The 24,992-nt window shown below is 40.7% G+C and carries 12 protein-coding genes and 2 pseudogenes; all 14 read right to left on the minus strand.

Annotated features, from left to right (window positions below; genetic code table 11):
• Positions 1-167 precede the first annotated feature (167 nt).
• On the minus strand, positions 168-1,118 hold the full coding sequence (locus tag ACFORE_RS02640) for a class C sortase (protein ID WP_154454942.1): 951 nt from the start codon (positions 1,116-1,118) through the stop codon (positions 168-170).
• Positions 1,119-1,281: 163 nt separating this feature from the next.
• The gene (locus ACFORE_RS02645) at positions 1,282-2,700 is read right to left on the minus strand and encodes a SpaH/EbpB family LPXTG-anchored major pilin (RefSeq protein WP_380434950.1); all 1,419 of its coding nucleotides are present in this window, start codon (positions 2,698-2,700) and stop codon (positions 1,282-1,284) included.
• A gap of 35 nt (positions 2,701-2,735) precedes the next feature.
• A complete protein-coding gene (locus ACFORE_RS02650) occupies positions 2,736-7,889 on the minus strand; it encodes an InlB B-repeat-containing protein (protein ID WP_380434951.1) in 5,154 nt (1,717 codons plus the stop codon).
• A 21-nt stretch (positions 7,890-7,910) separates the two neighbouring features.
• Positions 7,911-8,504, minus strand: a complete 594-nt coding sequence (gene lepB, locus ACFORE_RS02655; protein WP_380434952.1) for a signal peptidase I — start codon at positions 8,502-8,504, stop codon at positions 7,911-7,913.
• The gene (locus ACFORE_RS02660) at positions 8,485-8,751 is read right to left on the minus strand and encodes a DNA repair protein (protein ID WP_269725587.1); all 267 of its coding nucleotides are present in this window, start codon (positions 8,749-8,751) and stop codon (positions 8,485-8,487) included. Before ACFORE_RS02660 ends, lepB (ACFORE_RS02655) begins: the two co-directional genes overlap by 20 nt.
• Positions 8,752-9,051: 300 nt before the next feature.
• Positions 9,052-10,470, minus strand: a complete 1,419-nt coding sequence (locus ACFORE_RS02665; protein ID WP_380434953.1) for a SpaH/EbpB family LPXTG-anchored major pilin — start codon at positions 10,468-10,470, stop codon at positions 9,052-9,054.
• A gap of 54 nt (positions 10,471-10,524) precedes the next feature.
• Positions 10,525-15,588 carry an InlB B-repeat-containing protein gene (locus ACFORE_RS02670; RefSeq protein ID WP_380434954.1) on the minus strand — a complete coding sequence of 1,688 codons (5,064 nt, stop codon included), beginning with the start codon at positions 15,586-15,588 and terminating at the stop codon, positions 10,525-10,527.
• Between the two features lie 21 nt (positions 15,589-15,609).
• A pseudogene (lepB, locus tag ACFORE_RS02675) lies at positions 15,610-16,202 on the minus strand (signal peptidase I).
• Positions 16,183-16,467, minus strand: a complete 285-nt coding sequence (locus ACFORE_RS02680; protein WP_380434955.1) for a DNA repair protein — start codon at positions 16,465-16,467, stop codon at positions 16,183-16,185. Before ACFORE_RS02680 ends, lepB (ACFORE_RS02675) begins: the two are co-directional and overlap by 20 nt.
• 101 nt (positions 16,468-16,568) lie before the next feature.
• Positions 16,569-17,273, minus strand: a complete 705-nt coding sequence (locus ACFORE_RS02685) for a YoaK family protein (protein WP_380434956.1) — start codon at positions 17,271-17,273, stop codon at positions 16,569-16,571.
• Positions 17,274-17,357: 84 nt separating this feature from the next.
• The gene (locus ACFORE_RS02690; RefSeq protein ID WP_380434957.1) at positions 17,358-18,296 is read right to left on the minus strand and encodes an AEC family transporter; all 939 of its coding nucleotides are present in this window, start codon (positions 18,294-18,296) and stop codon (positions 17,358-17,360) included.
• A gap of 18 nt (positions 18,297-18,314) precedes the next feature.
• Positions 18,315-19,933, minus strand: a pseudogene (locus ACFORE_RS02695) (malolactic enzyme).
• A 163-nt stretch (positions 19,934-20,096) separates the two neighbouring features.
• Complete coding sequence (gene mprF / locus ACFORE_RS02700; RefSeq protein WP_380434958.1) at positions 20,097-22,613, minus strand: bifunctional lysylphosphatidylglycerol flippase/synthetase MprF; 2,517 nt, start codon at positions 22,611-22,613, stop codon at positions 20,097-20,099.
• The gene (locus ACFORE_RS02705; protein ID WP_154454953.1) at positions 22,610-24,553 is read right to left on the minus strand and encodes an alpha/beta fold hydrolase; all 1,944 of its coding nucleotides are present in this window, start codon (positions 24,551-24,553) and stop codon (positions 22,610-22,612) included. The genes mprF and ACFORE_RS02705 overlap by 4 nt, the downstream gene beginning before the upstream one ends.
• Positions 24,554-24,992 lie beyond the last annotated feature (439 nt).

Here is a 24,992-nt window from a genome sequence, read left to right on the forward strand (position 1 = left end):
TTCTGAACAACCCACATAGCGCTACCTCGCTTTTTTGCTAAACATAAGGTTCATTATGGCATATAGAGATAGGCTATTTAGCTTTGTTTTTTGTTTTTAATCAAATCGTCATGCTTGTTGCCGATTTGTAAGAAAAAAGGCGAACAATATGATGATGGTTACATTTTTTATTTGGTTTTGTCGTCATCATCGAACAATTCTTTGAATCGGTTGCGCATAGCTTGGTATGGGCTTTGTTTTTGTTTTTTCGTTTGAATGCCCACGCTGTTAAGGTAATCAGAGATGCGATGATCACGGCGACGGTAAGCCTTACTTGTCACTACAAAAAAGTAAATCACCAGCACCACACAAATTGGAACACCAATAAACGGCGCAATGTAGATTGGATCTAGCTGTAGTGCATCTGAAACTGTGCTGGCTGAACCATCCGCATTGGCAATACGATGCCCTCTGACCAGCAAACGATGGGTATTGACCCCATAAGGTGTACATGTCACCAAGGTCATGTAATCTTGATTGGGATCAATCGTCAAATCACTCAAATCCGTTGGATCCACCACACGAATTTGGTCCACCTCGTAGGTCAAGGTTTCATTCAAAATATGGACAGTAAAGGTATCGCCAACATGGAGTTTGTCTAAGTCTGAAAACAACTTAGCCGAAGGCAAGCCACGGTGCCCTGACAAGACACTATGGGACCCAACACCACCAACAGGCAAAGACGTCCCCGCCAAATGCCCGATAGACTTTTGCAAAACAGACTCGTCTGTGCCATGGTAGATGGTTAATTTGACATCGATTTTGGGAATGTCGATATACCCCATTGAGCCATCATGGTTAAAGTTTAATTCGGCATTATACTTGGCGTCATCTTCATCTGACATATGCCAATTCATACTGGCCAATGATTGGTTATACTCTTTTGCACTCTTTAAAATGTCCTCGTACTCATCATCTGACATCTTGGAAACACTGTCTGAGTACTTCATGATGGCTTCTGATTGGTGGAAAGAATTCCAATAATCACTGACAGAAGGATAGGCTAACAGACCAAATCCCAATAAAAAGATACTAGCTAATATTAGTGAGATTTTATGTTTTTTAACCCACTCTTTCATGTTCTTCTCCTCAATATTCTTGACTAATGTCATCTATCATAACACATTTCCAAGACTTCTCAACCAGATATTTCAAAATACGCCTGTTTAGAAAGAAATATCTCCGGAAAGGAGCCTAGATGGACTTTCCGAAGATGATTTTCTTATTTTTTTCAGTCAAGCTTTAGCCTTTTTTCACGCGACGGCTAGCCACCACGTAGATAAGGACACCAGCAACTAAGACAGTTCCAAGAACGTAGAAGATTGTTGTTCCGTAAGAACCTGTTGAAGGTAACTCAGTACCAGCGTTGTTAACAACTTTAGCTTCGGCGCTGTCATCAGCTTTGATTGTAACAGCTTGACGTTCTGTCAAGATATTGTATCCTTCTGGCGCTTTTGTTTCTTCAAGGTAGTAAGTTGCGTCAGCAGCAAGACCTTTGACAGTTACTGAACCAGCTTCGATTTCAACACCATCCTCACCGTCTTCAGCGACACGGTAAACACCGTCTCCAACTTTCACGACTTTGATTTCGTTGCCACCTGTTTCAGCATCGTAAAGTTTGAAAGTTGCACCAGTCAATTGGTTATCACTACCGTCCATTTTAGTAAGTGTGAATGAGTGAGTCGTAATAAGCGTTGGGTATTCTGGTTCGTCTGGATCGATTGGGTTTTCACCATCTTCTGTTGTGTACTTGATACTCGCTTTGTTATTTGCTTTCCCATCTTGAGCATCTTTTGTAACAGTAGCGTTATAAGTGATAACAACTTCAGATGGAGAAGCGTAGATGCTTGTATCATTGTCAGCCCAAGGTAATGTCAATGTCATCACGCCATCTGCATCAAATGATTTAGTGCAGTTGTCGATAGTAGTACCAGCAACAGTTACAGCTACAGAATCTTCATCGATTGCAACGTTTGTTGGTGTATCGACGACTGTGTATTGAGTGATAAGTTTTGAGGTAACGTTATCACCAGTACCTTCTGTTACGTGGTTAGTTGCTTCAAATTTGATTTGGTAAGTAACTGTTTCACCGATTTTAACTGATGATTCTGTTACGGTTTGACCATTTACGATGATGGTTTTACCACCGCCATCCATGTCATCTGGAATGATAGGTTTTGTTTCATTTTTATCTTTCAATGTAGCGTTAGGGGTAGTACTATCTACTGTGATTGTTCCGCCAAGTGAAGATTGAACATAGTAGTAACCATAAGTCAAACCAGTGAATACAATTTTGTTATTTTCAGCAGTTGCAGTTGCTACTTGTGAACCAAAGCTTGCAGCCCAAGTCTTGAAGGCTTCACTTGATACGTCAATGTTTTCTTTAGCACTGACATTTCCTTGACTATTAACACTGAAATAATCGTTTTCTCCTAATGTCTTGCCGCTAGGGACAGTGTAGGCAACTTCACCGTTTGCACCAACTGTTGCATCAAACAATTTATAAAGGGTGTAATCTTTACCTTGTGATGCGTTTTCAATTGTAATCGTTGCGCTACCACCACCTGACGTATCCACATTTTGAGCACTCACAACCGTCCCTGTAACGAAAATTACTGTGAGTAATGAAATAATTTTAACAAAAATACTTTTCGCTTTCATAATATTCTCCTTTACCTAATAAACAGAATCAATGATTACAAAACATCATTACTATTTATATTTTTTAATATAAACCAAATGAATGAGAATCCCATCAATAGTAAACCTACTAGCACATACCAATAAGTACCAGGGCCACCAGTGTTTGGTAAAGCCGTACCCGCTTGGTTAGCAATTTTGATGCGATGGCTATAAGTTGTTGTACTTTCTTCTAATTGCGCTCTACCGTCAGCGTCCGTCAAGGTTACCGTGTAGCTTTCAGCCACAGGATTATCCTCATCATCGCTAGTGGTTTCTTTGGCAATATTGAAGTAAATCGCTTCTTCTAAGACAACATAGCCATCTGGTGCTGCTGTCTCTTGGATACGGTATTGACCTTCTGTTAAGCCTATTGGTATCGTGACACCGTCGCTTGAAGTAATCGTTAATTCGCCTACTCCTTCAAGGGCTTCCCAGTTTTGGCCGCCCTCATTCCAACGGCTGATGGTAAATTGACCGCCAGATAAAGGTTCCCACTGTGAAGTCGTTTTTTGAATATTTAGCGTTGGAAGAACTTGTAATAAGCCATATTCCGTTTGCACGTCATAGTTAGAAAGTTTCGTATCGTTAAGCGCATTATCAACTTTGTACGTAAATGTGTTTTCTGAAGCTCCGACAGCTGTTTGGCTGCCCGTGAAATCATAGATGAGGATGAGGTCATCAAGTGGGACAAAACCTTCACCTGTGTCCTTATTGAACTCAGTCGCCGTCACTGTTTCAGCTGTTAGGGCAGTGCCATCAAATCCTTTTTGAGCCGAATCTGATGTCAAGACAACGCGACGTTTCTTGATTTCTAAGCTTCCGTTGCTCACCTCCATTTGAACATCGAAGTTCTTATTATTATTGACAAACCTATCTTTTAGGATCAGGTCATAATGTCCAGCGTCTTTTTGGGTGATTTCTTTTGCTTCACCCGTAAAGGCAAGGTCACTTTCTTGGTATTTACCACTTGGGTCATTGATCTTGACCGTGTAAGTAATAGTTTCTGCGACACCGTCATAGAATTTTTCTTTTTGGTCACCATCAATATAAACCTCAACTTTGGCCTGATTAACCGTCAATGTACCTGATGCATAAGAGATATGGTAATAATCCGTATGGTCTTTTCCGTTCTTATCGACAATCGTGACGTCACTTGGTAAGCTGTTACTTGTACCAGCTTCTGTCTGACTACCGTCATAAGTCACAGAAGTAATCGTATCACCTTCAGCTAGGTAAACTGCATAATCTGAAACCAAGTCATCTACACCATCAGATGTCAAAGCCTCACCGTCATAGGTTTTTTCTTTTGATTTGGCTGTAAGAATGAGATCTTTTTGGTAGTAGAGGTTTAGCACGTGACTACCACCATCTTTGATGAAGTAACTACCATCAACATCGTTACCGTCTACATCGTTAGCATTATGGAAGGTGTAACCTGAAATCTCTGTTTCATCAACAGCATATGAGAATGGAACCGTATGAGTTATCACTTCAGCGTCTTTACCTGGGATTGGATTACCATCCATATCTAAGTAATTCACCGTGAGTGTTGCACTGTCATAGGAGTGGTAGAGGAAGGTGATAACGTTGTTTTCAGCTTTAGAAGTCAGAACAAGGGTCTGTACCACTTCTTCTGGGTAATACTTCTGAGCCAACATATCATCTGTCACACCATCTTGCGTCTTCATATGGTCTTTATCGACTTCGACGGCCAATTCTTTGGCGTTAATTTGGCTACCTTCAACGGTTTTTGTCTCAGATGGTGCTACTTCAATGTTTTGGTTATCTGCAAGAAGATACTTAACGGTGTAGTCAACGGTTGCTGCTTTTGCAGTATAGTAGAAGATAATCTCGTTATTGTCATAATCGAGGGTAATGGTCTTGTGGTGTTCATCTGGGCGGTAACCAGTGATTGCAAGGGCTGATACTGTCAATTCTTGCCCTTCTACTAGAGATGGACTTTCGACAGTCTTGCTTGGAGCTAATTCTTTGTCTTGATTATCCGCATCGAGGTATTTTATTGTGTAACTGAGGACTTCTGGTACCCAGTGGGCCGTCAAAGTGATATCCTCAGTGACAGGCTTAGACCAGTCGTAACGTTTGCCGTCAGCAGTGTACCAGCCAGCAAAGATATGGTGCTCTTTCGTTGGGGTATCTGGTACGGTCGCTACCTTGTACTTTTCGATGCTTTGGCTCTCTGGGGCCTTACTGTCACCGCCATTGACATCAAAGCTTACGGTATAATGCGGTGCTTCCCAATTGGCATAAAGTACAAGGTGTGATGATGGCATCACGTTAAATTGGTAAGGCGTGGTCAAGTCTGCATCCATATACCAGCCTTTCCAAGTATAGTCGCTATCGACATCACCTGGTCGCTCAGGCGTCCAGTTGTACGTGTCATTATTGATGTTAGCACCAAATAAGATATTCTTTTTCGACGTTAGTTCTTGGTCTTTATTATAGTAATCTATTTGATACTGCTTGCGGTTGTAGTAGAAATTATAAACTGGGACATTATTTTCTACCACATTACGATCATGATCATAGTAAAAACCATCGATTTCCTTAGGATTCAAGTCGGCATTTGGTGAATAGAAGGTCTGACTATATTTATCAGAAAGCTGGTACTTCCCATTTTCATCTTGGAGGTAATAGTTGACCGTGTAAGAATGACCGTCTCGCAACCAGTAAGATCGATAAGTCACTTTGTGTTGGCTATCAGCTGCCTTCACCAAATCAGCCGTCACCTCAAATCGCTTGGTGACATAGTAATCATTGCCGACGGGACGGTTGTCTTTAATCGGTCGCCAACCATAGAAAGAGTGACTACCCCACCAAGCGTTACTAGAAACTTGAGAAACTTGCGTTCCTGATGGCCAAGTCGTCGAAATATCTTGTCCCAAGACTACATTATCAATGGTGTAAGTCTTATTCTCATATTCATAACCATTGATAGTAATCTTACCATTGACATTGATCCTATTACTATTATAAACAGGTCCGTTGGCATCAAAGACGAAAGTGTAGCGAATCAATTTGTAATACACTTTCAAAATAGAACTTCCGTCTGCCGCAATGGTGGTTTCTGATGTGGCGTTTTGGGCGGTGTCACGTTCGTAACCTGTCGTGCTGGTCGTGATATTTGGAGCATTGCTCGCTGATACCGTTGCACCTGTCTTACCCGTTTGTGATAGGGATGAATCGTACTCAAAGCTGGTTTTTCCAGTAGCATTGTCATACTTTTCTTTTAAGTAAACAACGGTGTAGTGGACGTTTTTAGGCTCCCACTTAGCATAAAGGGTCGTATTGTCTTTGAGGGTGACGGTATCACCAGCCGTTTTTGTCAAAGCTTCATCGGTGTACCAACCCTTAAAGTCATAACCCACACGAGTTGGTTCTGTCTTGGTCACGTCGATGGTTTCACCGTAAAGACCAGTTTGGTAGTCCACGTAGCTACCGCCATTTGGCTCATAAGTCAAGTTATAGCTATTACGTGTGTAGTAAACGTTCACTTCTTGACCTTCCTCTTGAGTCAACTCAAGTGGTTCTGTCTTTTCAAAGGTCGCATAATCAAATGACAAGACTTCAGCATTAACAGTCGAGCCCAGAGCACCGTAAGCTGTGACCGATTTAATTTCAGTGTAATTTTTGCCATCAAGGTCTTTCAACATGTAACGAACCGTGTACTTAGATGATGCGGGAACGTATTTAACCTTGATGTCTATTTTACCATCAATGCTATTTTCCAGTTGGTCTGCTGTAATTTCAACGACTGCCTTTTCAGGATAGTAAATCGCATCTTGTTCCAAATTTGTGTCATCATCTTTGCTGACATTAGTTGAAGTCGGTGGAATGATATGGTAAGGCGTATCACTGATTTCTATTTGGTGAATTTCCTTATCGAAGACGACGTCTGAGTCACTACTTGAATTATGGTAGTAGTATTCAATGGTTACGGTGTAGATTTTGATTTCATTGAATACCGCTTCGACAGTCATGTCACCATTGACTACCGTATCAGCTGTTACGGTTTCACCTGTGACTTTGTTTTGCCAGTGGTCGAAAATGTAACCTGGTTTAAATGGGGCAGCAGGAAGAGTTGCTAACTTATCTCCGTCTTTTTTGTGGAGCGTTGTGACATTTTCTTCCTCGTTGTTATTATTTTGGAACACAAAGGTAATCACACGCTTGTCAGCTGTGTCAGCTGCTTCTGTAGTGCCTTGGTCAGATGACGCTTCTGTATTGGTATTTTCCTCATTTGTGTTTTCCTCAGCAACTTCTTCTTGCGTTTCTTCTTGACTGTTTTCTGTATTTTCAGTAGCTTGGACTGGTTCTTCTTTTCCGAGAACCACGAAACCTTGCACTGAGAAAGAAGAGACTTTGTAAGTCACTTTGGTTTGTGACGTGCTCAAATTCACTGACTCAGGATTGATAACTTCTTTTTCACCGTTTGATTTAAAGTGAACCACTTTGAAGTCTTGTTCCTTACCTGCTAAGTTATCCTCAGTTTGAAGAGTTACTTGAACAGGAGCACTTGGTTGCACTTCTTGACCATTGTGGATAAAGCTCACATCAAAGAAAGTCGCAAAATCTAAAAGGTTAGTGCCAAGAACCGCTTTTGACTTATCAGAAGATTCTTGAAATTCTTGTCCACTTGAATCAAGCTTGCGGACTTTTAATTCCACTCCCACTGGTAATTGGCTGCTACCATCAACGACTGCTGATACTGTGTAGCCGTCGCCATTTGCTGTTAGAATCGTCGCACTTTGAATCAATTCTTGTTTTGGTTCTTCATTTGATGTGTCTGGCTGTGTGTCTGTTTGCCGAGGTTGTTCAACCGCTGCCGAACTCGCGGGTGGCTGATCCGATGCTTGCTCAGCTGCTGGTGCAGACGTTGTTTCCGTCGCAACTGACGGTGCCGTTGACTGTGCTGTTAAATCAGGTGCTTGCTCAATCGCTGCGGGTTCTGCATTGGTGATGGCGGCTGGTACCGAACTGGAGACATCAAGCCCAGCCTCTGAACTCGCCGTTTCACCATCCAATGTGATCGCGGTTAAGATTAAAGTGTAGGCTGTCAATATGAAAACGCTGATACCTACCACACTCCAAAACTTTTTAGCTGAAAGCTGCCTTAGCCTCCGCCAAATTTTCCTTAAAACTTCTACCATAATCGCATCTCCTAGTCTTTGTTAGGTCAACAATCTGAATTTTGATAATGGCCAAATCCTAAACAACAATTTCCCAACAACTTGTTCATTTGATACCGTTCCGATGGAAGTGTTTCGCGAGTCGATGGAGACTTTTCGGTTATCTCCCATCACAAAGAGCTGCCCTTCTGGAACTTGGTAAGGAAAGGTGATATTGGTTTCACCATAATCTTTTGATTTCAGATAAGGTTCACTGAGTTTTTTCTGATTAACGTAAACATTTCCCTTACTATCCATATCTACCCAATCACCTTCTTCTGCAATCACACGTTTGACTAAAACATTATTATTGTAATAAAAAGCTACGATGTCACCTGTATCAAAATGACTTGTCCGAAAAGAAACAATAAGGTCACCCGCATCTAAGGTTCCTGACATGGATTTGCCATAGATACGTAAAATAGGAAAAAATAGAACAGAGGTCAAAATAGCAAAAGCTGCGATAACCATGAGCATAAAGACCGTGTTAACAATATTTTTCCGCAAATCTCTTCGGTATTTGGAGGTTCGATACAAGTTTTCGATGTTTGCTATATTGGCACTTGAAAGGATTTCATCATTCTTTTTCATCGTCATCACTTACACCTTGTTTAATATTCTCTAAATACAAGTCAGCTGCCTTTTGGGCTTCTTCAAAGATATTGGTTAAACGCAAAGCCGCCTCTGCCAAAGTCCCAGATTCTTTTATCGAAATCTCCTTTTTGGTTAATTGGCTTTCGAGATCGTTTAATGTTTCTCTCAGACGATTGATTTCGTCATTTTGTGCTAATATGATCTCATAAAGATCTGTTCGCTTGAGGTGTTTAAATCTCCTAATATTCATCTCATCAATAGCTCCTTCATGTCTACATTATATCAAAAAAGCGCTTTCATGTAAATAAAGAAAAGCTATATTTGTGTAATTTTTTAAAAATTTTTCTATACTTCTTACGTTGTTTTTACCTTTTATACATTTTTTAACAAGAAAACGCCTGTTTTTGCATGTAATTTCATGATTGTGTAAAGATTAGTCAAAATTTAAGTAAAATAAAAGCCTTTGTTTTTCTCGTCAAAAAAGAGAAAGAACACTTTCATTCTTTCTCTTTTGATATTTTAATAAATGAGACTTTTCTTCCTATTTATATTAGTCTTTTTTCACACGACGGCTAGCAATCACGTAAATCAAGACACCTAGGATAAGGACACTACCAACAACGTAGAAGATTGTTGTTCCGTATGAACCAGTTGATGGCAATTCAGCACCTGAATGGTTTTCTACGGTTACTTTAGCAGCGTCATCTTTTGTCACCGTCACTGCTTTGCGTTCTGTCAAGATGTTGTATCCGTTTGGAGCTTTTGTTTCTTCGAGGTAGTAAGTAGTATCAGCTTTAAGGCCTTTCACAACAGCTGTACCTGCTTCGATATCAACACCAGCTTCGCCGTCTTCAGCAACACGGTAAACACCGTCTGATACTTTCACGACTTTGATTTCATTACCACCTGTTTGGGCATCATAAAGTCTAAATGTCGCACCTGTCAAAGCTTTTCCATTTTCATCTGTTTTGTTAAGAGTGAATTGGTGTGTTGTGACAACAGTGATGTACTCAGGTGTTTTTGGATCAACTGGTGTAGGCGTATCTGTTTCAGTTGTTGAGTAGCTGATTGTTGCCTTGTTTTGAGCTTGGGCGTCATGTGCTTCTTTGGTTACTTTTGCAGTGTAGGTAATCACCACTTCAGATGGTGAGTCATAGATACTTTGACCGTTGTTTACCCATGGTAATTCTAAGGTCATAGCACCTGTGTCTGAGATTGCTTTAGTAAAGTTTGTGATTGTTTTACCACCAACAGTTACTGCCACGCTGGTATCATCAAGAGTAAGGTTTGTTGGGGTATCGACAATAGTGTATTTTGTGATGAGTTGTGAGCTTGCACCACCTGCTGTTGTAATGTGGTTAGTCGCTTCAAATTTAATTTGGTAGTTAACAGTATCACCAACTTTAGCTGTTGATTCTGAAGCTGGTTGACCGTTCACCAAAATTTTTTTACCACCGCCAGCGTTGCTATCTAGGATTTTTGGACCTGTTTCGTTTTTATCTTTTAAAGTAGCATTCGGATTTGTGCTGTCCACTGTGATTGTTGTACCAAGTGAAGACTGTACGTAGTAATAACCGTAACTAAGTCCAGTAAATGTAAGGGTGTTGTCTGCGGCTGTTGTTGTTGCCACTTGTGTCCCAAAGCTTTTTGCCCATGTTTTGAAAGCGTCTGTTGACACATCGATATCGGCTTTAGCAGTAACATTACCTTTGCTATCTACGGTAAAGTAATCATTGCTTGATAAGGTTTTACCTGAAGGCACAGTATAAGCAATCGCTCCCTTACTGCCAACCTTGGCATCAAACAATTTGTAAAGGGTATAAGTTTGGCTTTGTGCAGCATTTTCAATCGTAATGGTTGCATTGCCTCCTCCTGAGGTAGCCACCTCTTGGGCACTGACGGCTTGTCCGCTTATAAGAAACGATACAAACACGATAAGCGCGCGTACAATAAACTTAACGTTTTTCATTCTTTCCTCCTTAAAAAATATAGGTATAAGACATGACGCCTTTTTCTGTAGAAACTAGCCATTTCTACATTTTTTAAACATAAAGTAAGCAAATGACAAAGTCATCAAGAGTGACCCTATCACGATGTACCATAAGGTACCTGAACCACCTGTGCTTGGTAGCGCCGTACCAGCTTGGTTGGCAATTTGCAAACGATAGCTAAAGTCTGAATCACTTGTAGATAACTTGACTTTGTCTGTGCTAATAACATTGCCGTCTTTGTCTGAAAGGACAATACTGTAACTAACTTGACGGGCACCTTGTTCATCTGTACCTTCTGCAATTGCTTGTTCCACTTTGAAATAAATGGCATCATCCAAGACAATGTAACCGTCTGGTGCCGCCGTTTCAGTAATGCGGTAGCGTCCGTCTGTCAAACCTGTCGGAATGGTCACCCCATTACTTGATGTGATAGTAAGTTTTGATACTCCGTCAATAGCTTCCCAAGCCTTGTCAGTATCATTCCAGCGGTCAATGGTGAATTGACCACCTGACAATGGTTTCCAGTTAGCATCCGTTTTTTGGATATTGACCGTCGGCAAGACACTAAGTTTGCCATATTTCACCATGACGTAATAGTTGGCTGGGTTGGTTTTGTCAGTTATTGGTTTGAAGGTAAAGAAGTTTCCAGATGCTCCAACCTTAGTTTGAGAACCTGTGAATTCATATTCTAATCCTTCACCAAGAGCAAAACCTTCTCCTTTGCTGGTATCAGACAAGGTTTCTGTAACTTTATGAGCTGTCAAAGCCGTACCATCAAAGCCTTTTTGCGCAGAATCTGATTTCAACAGAATGCGACGGCGTTTGATATCCAAGCTACCGTCTGTCACATGGAAAGTTACCTTGAAGTTTGGATTGGTATTGACAAATTTATCTTCTAAGGCAAGGTCATAATGACCTGCATTCGTTTCGGCAACTGTTTTTTCTGAATCCTCACCTAAGAACTTGAAGTCATCTGTGGTGTACATGTTATCACTGATATCAGGGGTATCATAGGTGATGCTTTGCACCGTACCATCATAATAGTTTTCCTTACTTTGCCCTTTGATATTCACCACGACTGGACGCTGGTTCACGGTCAAGGTTGATGGCATATAAGTGATTTTGTAGTAGTCGGTGTTGTCTTCGCCAGCTTGATCCACAATCTTGGCATCACGTGGTGTAACATCACTAACACCTGCAGATGTCTGGCTACCCTTAAAGGATACCGATTGGATGCTATTACCTTCTTCTAGGAATTCCTCGTAGTTGTCAACCAAATCTGTTGGTTTGCTGCTTTCTAGGGCAGTACCGTCATAAATTTTTTCTTTTGGTTTAGCGACAAGAGTAATGTTTTTCTTGTAATAGAGGTTGATGGTGTAATTACCACCCTTACCGACATAGTAGCCATCAAGGTTGGTGATGGCTTTACCGTTACCATCTTCTGCTCTATCAAAGCTATAACCTGTAATCTTCTTGTGCTCACCCTTGTAAGATGTTGGCACCACATTTTTGATTACCGTATCAGGGTCTTGACCTACAATTGGATTGCCATCCATGTCTAGGTAATTAACTGTGATAGTCGCCTTATCATAAGGTATATAATAGAAGGTAATGATATTGTTTTCTGTTTTCGACGTCAAGATAAGCTTTTGCACATCCTCAGTTGTGTAATAATTGTCCTTGAGCATGTCATCCGTCACGCCAGCTTGTTTTTTCATATAAGCCTTATCAACGGCTGCCGCTTTTTCTTTAGAATCAATTTGACTACCGCTGACTGTCTTGGTCTGAGGTGCAGCTACGGCAATATCTGGATGGTCATACAAGACGTACTTCACGGTGTAAGTAATCGTGTCTGTCTTTTTAAAATATTTAAAGACGATTTCATTATCTTGGTCGTAGTTGAGCATGAGCAATTGTTCCCGCTCTTCAGGAAAGTAACCCTTAATACCGAGTGCCTTCTCAGTGACCGTCTGACCTGCTTTGAGGTCAGGGCTGCTGACTATTTTAGTTGGTGCTAGAAGATTATCATTGTCATCAGCATCCACATATTTCACGGTATAAGTCAAACCATCTGCTTTCCAGTGTGCATATAAAGTCACATCAGACCTTACAGGCTTAGACCAATCATAAAGTTTGCCGTCGCTCGTGTACCAACCCGCAAAAGTATAGTGAGCTTTTGTTGGTACTTTAGACGGTATTTGAGCGGACTTGTACTTTTCGATGCTTTGGCTCTCTGGGGCCTTACTGTCACCGCCATTGACATCAAAGCTTACGGTATAATGCGGTGCTTCCCAATTGGCATAAAGTACAAGGTGTGATGATGGCATCACGTTAAATTGGTAAGGCATGGTCAAGTCTGCATCCATATACCAGCCTTTCCAAGTATAGTCGCTATCGACATCACCTGGTCGCTCAGGCGTCCAGTTGTACGTGTCATTATTGATGTTAGCACCAAATAAGATATTCTTTTTCGACGTTAGTTCTTGGTCTTTATTATAGTAATCTATTTGATACTGCTTGCGGTTGTAGTAGAAATTATAAACTCGGACATTATTTTCTCCCGCATTACCATGAGAATAGTCAAAACCATCGATTTCCTTAGGATTCAAGTAGGTATTTTGAAGTGAATAGAAGGTCTGACTATATTTATCAGAAAGCTGGTAGTTCCCATTTTCATCTTGGAGGTAATAGTTGACCGTGTAAGAATAACCGTGTCGCAACCAGTAAGATTGATAAGTCACTTTGTGTTGGCTATCAGCTGCCTTCACCAAATCAGCCGTCACCTCAAATTGCTTGGTGACATAGAAAGCATTGCCGACGGTGACGTTGTTTTTAATCGGTAGCCAACCATAGAAAGAGTACCTACTTGCCCACATATCGTAACTAGAAACTTGCGTTCCTGATGGCCAAGTCGTCGAAATATCTTGTCCCAAGACTACATTATCAATGGTGTAAGTCTTATTCACATATTCATAACCATTGATAGTAATCTTACCATTATTCATATACTCGTAATAGTATACTCTATCATAAACAGGTCCGTTGGCATTAAAGACGAAAGTGTAGCGAATCAATTTGTAATACACTTTCAAAATAGAACTTCCGTCTGCCGCAATGGTGGTTTCTGATGTGGCGTTTTGGGCGGTGTCACGTTCGTAACCTGTCGTGCTGGTCGTGATATTTGGAGCATTGCTCGCTGATACCGTTGCACCTGTCTTACCCGTTTGTGATAGGGATGAATCGTACTCAAAGCTGGTTTTTCCAGTAGCATTGTCATACTTTTCTTTTAAGTAAACAACGGTGTAGTGGACGTTTTTAGGCTCCCACTTAGCATACAAGGTCACATCTTTATCAAGGGTAACACTTGTACCAGCCTTTTGTTTGAAATCAGGGTCCTTATACCAACCTGCAAAGGTGTAACCTACACGCGTTGGGGTAGCGCTTGTAACAGAAACTGACTGGTTGTAAAGTCCTGTTTGGTAGTCCACATAAGTGCCACCATTAGACTCGTAGTTCAAGGTGTAATGATTTCGTGTGTAGTAAACGTACAAATCTTGTCCTTTTTCTTTAGTCAATTCCTCAGGATCTGTTTTTTCAAAGGTCGCATAAGGATAATCTAGAACTTTTGGACTAACGATAGAGCCGATAACCCCGTGCGCAGTTACCTTTTCAATCTCACTATAGCCCTTGTCATCAAAGTCTTTCAACATATAATGAATGTTGTATTCAGATGATGCTGGAACGTACTGTATGCTCAACTCCATTTTCCCATCAGCATCACTCTTTTCAAGTAATTCCTCTTTGGTCAACTCGATAAGTGCTGTTTCAGGATAATAGGTCGCATCTTGTGGCAAGCTGCTATCATCATTTTTGCTGACCTTGGTTGAAGCTGGTGGATTGATGCGATAAGAGGTTTCGTTAGCTTCTAATTGGTAAATCTCAGTGTCAAAGGTAACATCATCACCCTTGCTGGTGTTGTGATAATAATAATGAACGGTTACCGTGTAAATCTTGATTTCCGTGTAAACAGCCTCAATGGTCATATCACCATTGACTACCGTGTCAGCCGTCACCGTTTCACCTGTTGCCTTATTTTGCCAATGGTCAAAATGGTAGCCTGTTTTGAATGGTGTAGCTGGCAGATTTTCCAAGGTTTCCCCATCTTTTTTCGTAACTGTTGTGATGGTTTCTTCCTGACCTTCTGCATTTTCGTAGACAAAGGTAAGGGTTCTATTTTCTGCTGCTTCTGTTGTTGTGGCAGAAGTTGAAGTCCCTTGGCCTTGGCTTGATGGACTCGTTTCTGAGCTGCTGCTTTCTGTGTCCGAAGTGGTTGCTTCAGATGATTGCTCTGTTTTTTCAAGCACTAAACCTTGCACAGAGAAAGAAGATACTGTATAAGTCACCTTAGTCTGTGATTCTGTCAAACTCACGCTTTCAGGATTGATAAGCTCTGTTTTACCTGCTGATGTGATATGTACCACTTTCAAGGCTTGCTCTTGACCAGCGAGGTTGTCCTTGGTTTGAAGGGTTACCTTCACTGGTGCTTGGGGTTGTACTTCCTTGCCTTGGTAGGTAAAGCTGATATCAAAGAAAGTCGCAAAGGCTAAAGATTTGCCATCAAGAGCTGCCTGAGCTTTTGCCAAAGCATTTTGGTAATCTTGGCTATCACTTGTTACTTGTTTAACCTTTAGTTCGACACCGACTGGCAATCGACTGCTGGCATCAAACACCGCTGATACAGTGTAGCCATCGCCATCAGCCGTCAAGGTTGTCGCTTCTTGAATCGTTGCTGGTGCGCTGGATTGTTCTTGCGCCTCAATCTGTGTGCTTGGTAGAGAACTAATGGCTGACGAACTTGCTAGTGTAGAAGAAGTCGCTGGCTCGGACGCCACTTGCGACACATTTTCATCGCTAGAAGAACTACTGGCAAGACTGATTCCTGGCTCTGAGCTCGCAGTGTCATTGTCAAGAGTGACTGCCCGCAAAATCAAGGCATAGGAAGTCATCACAAATACAAACGTTCCTATCACCAGAATAGCTTGCTTTCGCCGAAGGTGTTTCAACTTTTGCCAATAATGCCGTAAAACTTTTCTCATGATTTCTTCTCCTAGTCTTTGTTAGGTCAACAATCTGAATTTTGGCAATGGCCAAATCCTAACCAATAATTTCCCGACGATTTGCTCATTTGATACGGTTCCGATAGACGTGTTTCTTGAGTCGATAGACACCTTTCGGTTGTCCCCCATAACAAATAACTGCCCTTCTGGAACTTGGTAAGGAAAGGTTATGTTAGTTTCACCATAAGCCTTTTTTTCAAATACGGTTCTTTGAGTTTTTTCTGATTGACATAAACATTTCCTTTACTATCCATATCAACCCAGTCGCCTTCTTCGGCAATCACGCGCTTAACCAAGACATTGTTATTGTAATAAAAAGCCACAATGTCTCCTGTGTCAAAGCTATTGGTTTTAAATGCCACAATCAAATCCCCTCTATCCAAGGTTCCTGACATGGATTTGCCGTAGATACGCAAAATAGGGAAAAACAGAATAGACATCAAAATAGCAAAGGCAGCCACCACGACCAAGATAGAAGACGTGCTACCGATACTTTTCCACAAACGGCGGCGGTAAGTAGCTTTTTGATATAAATCTTCAATCTCTGTGATTTCTGAATGGTAGTCTTCTTGACTAGTCTTTTTTTCCTTCATCTCCGTTACTCGTTTGCATTTTTACATTTTCCAAGTAAATATCTGCTACCTTTTGTGCCTCTTCAAAGATATTTGTCAAGCTAAAAGCGGCCTCTGCTAGAGTCCCCGCTTTTTGTATATTTATGTCGCGTTTCGCCAATTTGACAGATAAATCTGCTGTTTCTTGGCGTAAGCGCTTGATTTCTTCGTCTTGAGCTAAAATAATTTCATATAATTCGACTCGTTTGATTCGTTTTAACTTTCCTAAGTCCAGGATTGACCTCACTCTCGTTTAGCAGAGTACACTAAAAATCTTCTCATGTCAAGGGATTTTTCTGAAAAAATTTAATAAATCCTCACCATACGGTATTTTTTCAGAAACTTTAATCATCTACCTTTTATCTCTTTGACGTAATGATCCGCGCGTGCAATTTCAATAGCATAAAAAATCATAACCAAGACCAAAGCAAGAGCTACCAACCAAATCGTTAGATCTTTTAGCCAAATGTAGGCCACTGCAGCTGTCAGAGCGCCAAGCATAAAACTCAATACAATAATAGTATAATTCACCACGTCACGCTTATCCTGAGGATTTTTGGCAGCACTGGTTGCATAATGATACCAACTCATTAACATCCTGCGGTAATTCCCCGAAGTCATCATAATGGTATAAGGTACGGTTTCGATTTTACTACCTGTAAAGGTCAGCATTAATAAACCCATCCCAAAAGACAAAGCAATGATTTTGAACAAAAGTTGGTCAGACGGCAAAAAAGGCAACACCAAGCAGGCAATTAACATGAGCATCATGGCAAAAATCCGCCAATAAGGTGTTTGTGTCCGTTGTTTGTAAGCAATTCCTAGAACAAAACCAATACTAAAAACAATAATAGACGTTAATCTCGGTAAAAAATTATCTTGCTTTTCCGCAATCTGTGCTACCATCAAAACGATGTTCCCTGTCTGTGTCGCTACCAAGGTATGAAAACGCAAATGGCTATATACATCTACCACACCACCAGAAAAACCCAGCAATAAAGCCACTCGCCTAAGGTCTTGTGGTAAAATATTTCTCTTTTCTTGATTATCCACAGCATATACTCCCAATTCTACAAAAAAACTCTAAAAGTCAACGGATCTTAACTTTTAGAGTTTGCACTAATCATACTTTTTAGACTAGCCAAGCAAAGTTACCAAAATTGGAATCACAATGACAAACAATAAGGTTGACGTTGTGACAACATTTGTTGCATATTCCACATCACCATTACCCTCATTAGCCAATATTGGTAAAACGGCCAAGCCTGGAACCGCTGCTTGCACCATAAAGGTCTTATACTCAATAGCTAGAAGATGACTTCCCCACAAGGTCAAGAGAAGAAACATAACTACTGGTGACAAGATATAGCGTCCCAAGAGTGCCAAAATGGTATCTCTATCAAAATTGATACTGCTCAAACCAGCTTTTGAAAGGACAATACCGATATAAATCAAAGACATCGGTGTCACGATATTACCAACATAAGTCAAGGTGTTGGTTGCAAAGGCTGGCACAGGAATGTTTAAGAGCAAGAAAACCAATGAAATAAGGAAGCCAACCAAAGGCGCTGGCAATAGTTTTCGCCAATTAAAGCCTGTTGATGATTTTCGTGTCGTATCTTTTGAGTCTTGAGCGATGAGAAGTGCTCCAAAGGCCCAAGTTGACACCGTATTGGTAATGTAATAAACCAAGAAATAAGAGATTGAGGCATCTCCAAAAAGAGCGATATTAAGGGGAAGCCCAATGAAAATAGTATTAGCAAACATATTAATCATTGTGCCTCGTCTTCCTGGACGTACCTTAAAAAGTTTAACCACTATAAAGGCGGCAATATAGGCAAGAATAACAGAACCAAAAGTATAGACAAGACCTGGTGCCACAGCAATCAATTTATCTAAGGTCAAGTATTTCAAAACCGATACAAAGATTGAGGCAGGTAAAGCAATGTTCATCACAAGTTTAGAAACATTCCCACCAAAGTCTGGTCCAAACCACCCTTTTTCATTGAGGTAAAAACCTAGGGCAATGATAAAGATAATGGGTAAAATATTTTCAATTGATGTTAAAATACTCATCTCCTGATACCCCCTAAATTAGTAGTTAGGATACCATTTAATGTCTTGAACGGCTTTTTCCATATCACCGTCAACTTGTGCCAAACCTTCTTCTTGTGCTGTTTTGGCTACGGCATTGGCAACTTAGATAGAGAACTCTATCAAGCGAGAAACTGGTGGCAAGACAGGTGCTCCTGGTTTACCTGAGTCAACCAAACCACTAAGTGAGTGAGCTGCTGCACCAATCATTTTATCAGTCAATAATTTTGCTTTAGAAGCCATAACCCCTAGACCAAGACCTGGGTAAATCAAGGCATTGTTAGCTTGACCGATTTGGTAACAAACACCTTTGTATTCTACATCTGCTGCTGGAATACCAGTCGCAACGAAGGCTTTACCATCTGACCAACGAATCAAATCCTCAGCAGTTGCTTCAGCCAATTTAGTTGGGTTACTCAATGGGAAGATGATTGGGCGTTCTGTAGAGCTGCACATATCTTCAACGATTTCTTGTGTAAAGGTACCAGGTTGTGTTGACGTACCGACAAGAATAGTTGGTTTGACCGCTTTGACCACTTTTGAAAGTTCGGTTAATTCTTCGCTGTTTTCAAATTCTGAACGTTTACGCGCAAATGGTTTTTGTTCTGGTGTAAAATCATCCATGTCATCAAAGAGCAAACCTTGTTTATCTACCATGTAGAAACGACTGTAAGCTTCTTCTTCTGTAAGGCCTTGTTCCATCATTTCCAAAAGAACGCGGTGGGCAATACCTGCACCCGCTGTTCCTCCACCGAAGCAAAGGTAACGTTGGTCTGTTAATTTTTCACCAGTGATATCAAGCGCACCATAGATACCTGCTAGAGTAATGATACCAGTTCCTTGGATATCGTCGTTGAATGTTGGGATTTTATCTTTGTATTTGTTAAGGATAACAGCCGCATTGCTACGTCCGAAATCTTCCCAGTGCAAGTACAAATCAGGGAACAAATCTTCAGCTTCTTTAACAAATTGGTCGATAAAGTCGTAGTAAGCTTCACCACGGATACGTTTGTGGCGATTTCCTAGATAAAATGGGTTGTTTAATAATTCTTCGCGGTCTGTACCAGCGTCAATGACAACTGGTAAAACCGTTTTAGGGTCAATACCTGCTGCTGCTGTGTAAATCATCAATTTTCCGACTGAAATATCCACACCTTGTGTACCCCAGTCACCAATACCTAAAATACCTTCTGCATCGGTTACAACGATAAGGCGGATATTACGATCGCCTGCTGCATTTTTAAGGGTATCAAGAATGTCTTCAGGGTGTTCAACAGAAAGGAAAGCCGCATATTGCGGATCAACAAACAAATCACTGTATTGTTCGATAGATTCTGCAATAACTGGATCGTAAACAATTGGGTTAAATTCAACAACGTGTTCGTTAAACAAATAGTAGAACAAGGTTCTGTTTGTGTTGAAAATTTCCATCAAGAAATGGCGTTTTTCCAAATCGATGATTTACGTTGATAGTGAGCATACGCTTGTTCTGCTTGTTCTTCAATGGTTTGAACTTTTGGAGGAAGTAAACCAACTAAACCAAGTTCTTTACGTTCTTCCAAAGTAAAAGCAGTTCCCTTATTCAAAAAAGGATCATTCAAAATGTCATGTCCTAACATAATAAATATCCTCTCTTTTAATAAATAAATTAGCAAACAAAATTACATAGGCATAGTACAACTTTTCACATAAAAAGTAAAGACATAGGTTCTGATATTTTTAAAAAAACGTACCCACCTCTAAACTCTGCCCAACAGGCATAAGAGCAAGAGGTTGGATACGTTAATCTTGGTCTAGTGTGCGATTGTCAATACGGTAAATCGCTAATAAATCACAGGCTAACCATGATGATTTCATGTAACTAATGTAGCGTGGTTGCCATTCTGGTGCAAATTTTTGCTTGTATTTACGCAATCCTTCAAACGAGTAAAAACGTGACGTGAAGGAATAAACAAGGAAACCAATGCGTTCTTGGATAAAACTGTCTTTATTGATTCCCACATTTGATAGCGGCGCCATGCCCAAATCAAAGTAGCGGTAGCCTTCTTCCTTGTAGTGCAAGAAGAGAGAAATAAAGAGGTAATCCATAACGCCAGATGGGCTTTCTTCCTTGTCATAACGCATTAAATCAACGGTAACAACAGATTCTTCTTCAGCTAGGATAATGTTGGCAAAAGCCACGATTTTTCCTTTGTCATTACGTACCAAAGCCATCGGCGTCATTTGCAAGTAATCTTCCTTGAAAAAACCTAGTGAGAAGCCTTTTTCCTGACGGCCATCCAGCCACGAATCTGAAATGCTGCGAAGCTGTGTGATTAGCTCAGGCGCATAAGGCGGTTGGATAATATCAAATGTGAAGCCTTCTTTTTCCACAAAGTTAAGGGCACGGCGGAAGCTCTTGCTGCTTTTACCCGTCAAAGTGAAATCTTGCAGATGAACCAAAGCAGACTCCCCAAATTTCATGAATTCAAACCCACATTCATGCAGGTAGAGGGTCAATTCTTGACCGATTTCATAAAAGACTGGCGAATAATTGAGGTCCCTAGCTGCTCGGATAAAGGCGTTGATAGCAGGCTGGAAGTTGTCCTTATCGCCAATCGGCTCGCCCATCACCACGGATTTGTTATTATCCAGTGAAAATTGAAGCACAACACTTGCTTCTGGTTTATTAGGGTACCAAAACAGCTGCTTGTCCCCCAAGAATGGTAAAAATCTATCAGAGGTGTTGCCTTGTGTGTCCAAAAACTGACGATAGGCTTCCGCATCGAAAGACTCGCCTAGTTTCTTAGAGCTCTTTCGCAAAAGGTGCACGATAATCGTGTAGCAAATACCCACGACAATAATCGTTCCAAGGAAAGAAATGGCAAATTTATTAAGCTGTAAAATTTCTTTGTGATGAATCAAATAATGCGGCATGCCTAGGAAAAGGTAGCTAATGATTAAGCCTAGAAAAATCACGCTATCTTTCAGCAAGGATTCCCAAGAATAAATCAAACGGTCAACAGTCAGGTTATTTTTGAAGAAAACCAATAACAGTAACAAGATAATCAAATAAAGCGACGTGAAATTGCTAAAGGATTTGGCATTTATCCAAATAAGCGACACGAAAATGAGCCCAATGCCAAAAGGCAGTGCTTGACGCACGCGCTCTAACAAAGAACGCCCTAAAAGAATGTAAAGACTTCCGATTAAGATACTTGGAAATTGCCAAATGAGGTTGGCATGAATAGGATTCATCTGTTTCAACCAGTGAATTTGATTGACCTTCTCTGGAATGGTAGCTGATAACACGAGGAAAATCCCAAACAAAACCACCAAACCATAAATCAAACGTCTTAGCAAAGTAACGGTTAATTCTTTTGGAATGCCTTTGTAGTGGTCGTTGATGGTTTTACCAAGATTTTTAACAAATAGCACCACCCCAAGGGCAAATGGCAAAATATCGTAAACCATACGGTAAAGCAAGGTCCACAAAATTACGTCAGTGCTGGCAAATCCCATCATGGTCAAAGCTGTCATCATAGTCAAATCAAAACTTCCGATTCCACCAGGAATGAAAGAAATCATCCCAAACAAAATGGCTAAGATGTAAGCTCCAGCAACTTGGACAATTGAAAAATGGAAGCCCATCAAATACCCAACTGCAAGGAATGACCCAACACAACCTGACCATTCCAAAACAGAAATCAAAGTTAATTCCAAACGCACCTTTCGCTCAACATTACCAAAAAAGGTGAGGTTTTCCCTTGATGATATCCACAAGACAACTGGGAAATAAAAGGCTGCTACCACAAAAATAATCAAAAAACGGTGTAGATAGGAGCCTTCTGTGAACAACCCTGCAAACAGCAAAATCACTGTGGATAAGACAGACAAACCAGAGCTAAAATAAGGGAGCAGACGGGACAAGACCTTGATGCTTTTCCCGTTGTCAATGCCGTCACTGTACAAGGCTAGACGCAAACCAACATCTACAATTCCACCAAAACCAATCATATTATTTATGGTGTTGATACTCCAACTATTTTCAATAATGTACTTTTTAGAGTGCGACGTCCCAAGCAAACGGTTGAAAATAACGTCATAACCAATCATCGGCATAACGGCCACTAAGCCAATCAAAATCATTAGAACGATATTGAAAGGGGGAATGCTAGCAAAGGCTGACTGTAAGGTCGGCCACGAAATGGTTTTAGACAATCGGAAAAATTCGACTAAAACCAAGATGAAAATCGATAAACTAAATCCTATTTTGATCTTGGATTCATTGGTTTTGAAAAAATTGATGACTTTCTTCATGCGTTCTTATTCTCCTCTAGTTGCGTCAAAAAGTGATTCACTTCCTTATTAAAACGTTTGGGACTGAGGTAAGCCATATTGTGCAGACGAAATGGCACTGAAACCAAATGACCATTACCAAGATGATTAGCAATTTCAAGCGAATGCTCATAAGAAATCAAGTCCCATCCACCAATCAAGACCAAGGATGGAACGGTAACACGAGCTAAATCATTCAGATGAATAGGCATATCCTCCATCATCAAACGCATATTTATTATATAATTTTCCAATTGTGGGAAATACGGCAACAATCGCTTCATCACACGATACAAAACGTGTGTGGACAATCCAGCATACCATTTCTCACCATACAGGCGAACATTTCCAGCATTTAAGACCAAACCTGTCACCAAGTCAGAGTATTTCAAAGCAATAGTCAAAGCCAAGTTTGCCCCGTCACTATAACCAATGAAAGTAGCCTTGTCGATGCCCAATTCCTTCAGCGCATAAGCAATATCATCTGCCATCAAATCAAAGGAATTGACCGCCTTTTCATTAGTTGATTGCCCATGACCTCTGCTGTCAAACAAGACCAACTGGTATTTTTGAGAGAAATAAGGAATTTGTTTGCTAAAGTAATGGTAATTGCCGTTATTACCGTGTAAAAAGACTAAGGTTTCACCCTCACCGACAATCTGATAATGCAATTGTGAACCGTCAGGTAAAGGGATAAAGGTTTCTGATTCAGTATCCTTACTGGCATCTCTACGGCATTTGATAAGCAGCAACAAGCCAATGCTTAACAAAACAGGAAAGAGATAGGTTTTTGGAAAACCAATAAAAGAATAGACAATCATGCCTGCTGTTAGCGGTGCATTCATGGTAATTCCCAAGAAACTACAAGCAGCAACGGCTAGATAGATTTGAGATGGGTCATTAAAACCAAAAAGAGCAGCCACCAAGCACACCACCTCTCCAAAAGCAACTCCCAGTGAAATCGATGGCGTCATTGTCCCACCGTAAGACCCAAATCTCAAGCAGAGTAAGACAATGGCGTATTTACATGTAAATAAAACCAAGGCATCAGGCAAACTCAAGCTGTCAAATCCAGCTTGCACCAAAGGTGCCCCATTCCCCAGCAATTCTGGAAAACGATAACTTTGCACAGCAAGAAGGACAAAAACCAAAGGCAATTGCCATAAAATGCGACTATCTTTGGTGCGATTTTGGCTGGCGTGTTTACTAATACGGCTAAACAAACGCGCCACAGGTATGGTCGCAAAGGTTAAAATAACCGTCACCACAAAAGTCACCCAAGTCACAGGCTGAGGATTGACATGGTAAAGCGGTGCATCGCTAATTCTCAAGTGGGCAATAGCTGTCGCTCCATAAGTCGTGATGAAAGCCACCACCACATTTAAAGCCGTCAAAGGAATGCCAAACACTTCAAAGACAAATATCAAGCTGGCAAAAGGAATTTGGTAAATGGCTGCTAAACCTGCTGCCGCCGAACTCGCCACCAAAACCGAACGCTGGTCACTATCTAGCGGAATTTTTCTAACCAAATGCGTTGAGAACAAACTCCCTAATTCACGCGGAGCCACTTCTTTACCAACAGGCGCCCCCATACCAACCGTGATAACTTGCAAAAACAAATGCCCTAATTGTCGCCAAAAAGGGGGATATTCTTCTATTTCTGATTGAGGTGAAATTTGCTTTTTCAAAGGAATTAGACGTCTTCCTTGCCTCTGAAGAAAATACCACCCCAAAGCACTTAGCAAACCAGAAACCAAAACAATGCCGCTACGTTGCAGCGCTGGCACGGTGTGTAAAATGTCTTCCCAAAGAAAATCAAAAAGATCATGCAACACAATAGCGCCTAAACCAACTAGAATAGCCATAACAAGCGCTAATAGTATTAGCCTAATCTTATTTCTACTCGTAAATACTGTATCCATACCTTCTTACCTTAAACCAATTGAAAAAGTTAGTTGTCCTTAACAAATCTGTTAGGTGTATCAGAAATATTCTAACATAAAAACGAACGAACTGCACCTTGTACTTGTCAAAGATCAGTTATTATCTCTATTATGGTATCACAAAAGCCCCGCAAAAGAAAAAGACTAGAACTGCTATTTTGCTTTTCTAGACTTTTCTTTGATAGCATCAAAAAAAGGGCTCTATAATTTCTGTAGTGGGTAAATCCACCATGGAAATTATGGAGCCTTTTTGAGTATATACAAAAAGTCCCATATGACCTATAATGAAAAGCGACTAAACAACTCATTAGAAAGACTCATATGAAACAACTAAATCTTATCACAAATTTTCTCAGAATTAAAGACAAAAATATCACTATCACTGATGAGTATGATATGGGGACTCACTTAGAACTCC

This window comes from Streptococcus alactolyticus (assembly GCF_042649785.1).
Classification (GTDB): Bacteria; Bacillota; Bacilli; order Lactobacillales; family Streptococcaceae; genus Streptococcus; species Streptococcus alactolyticus.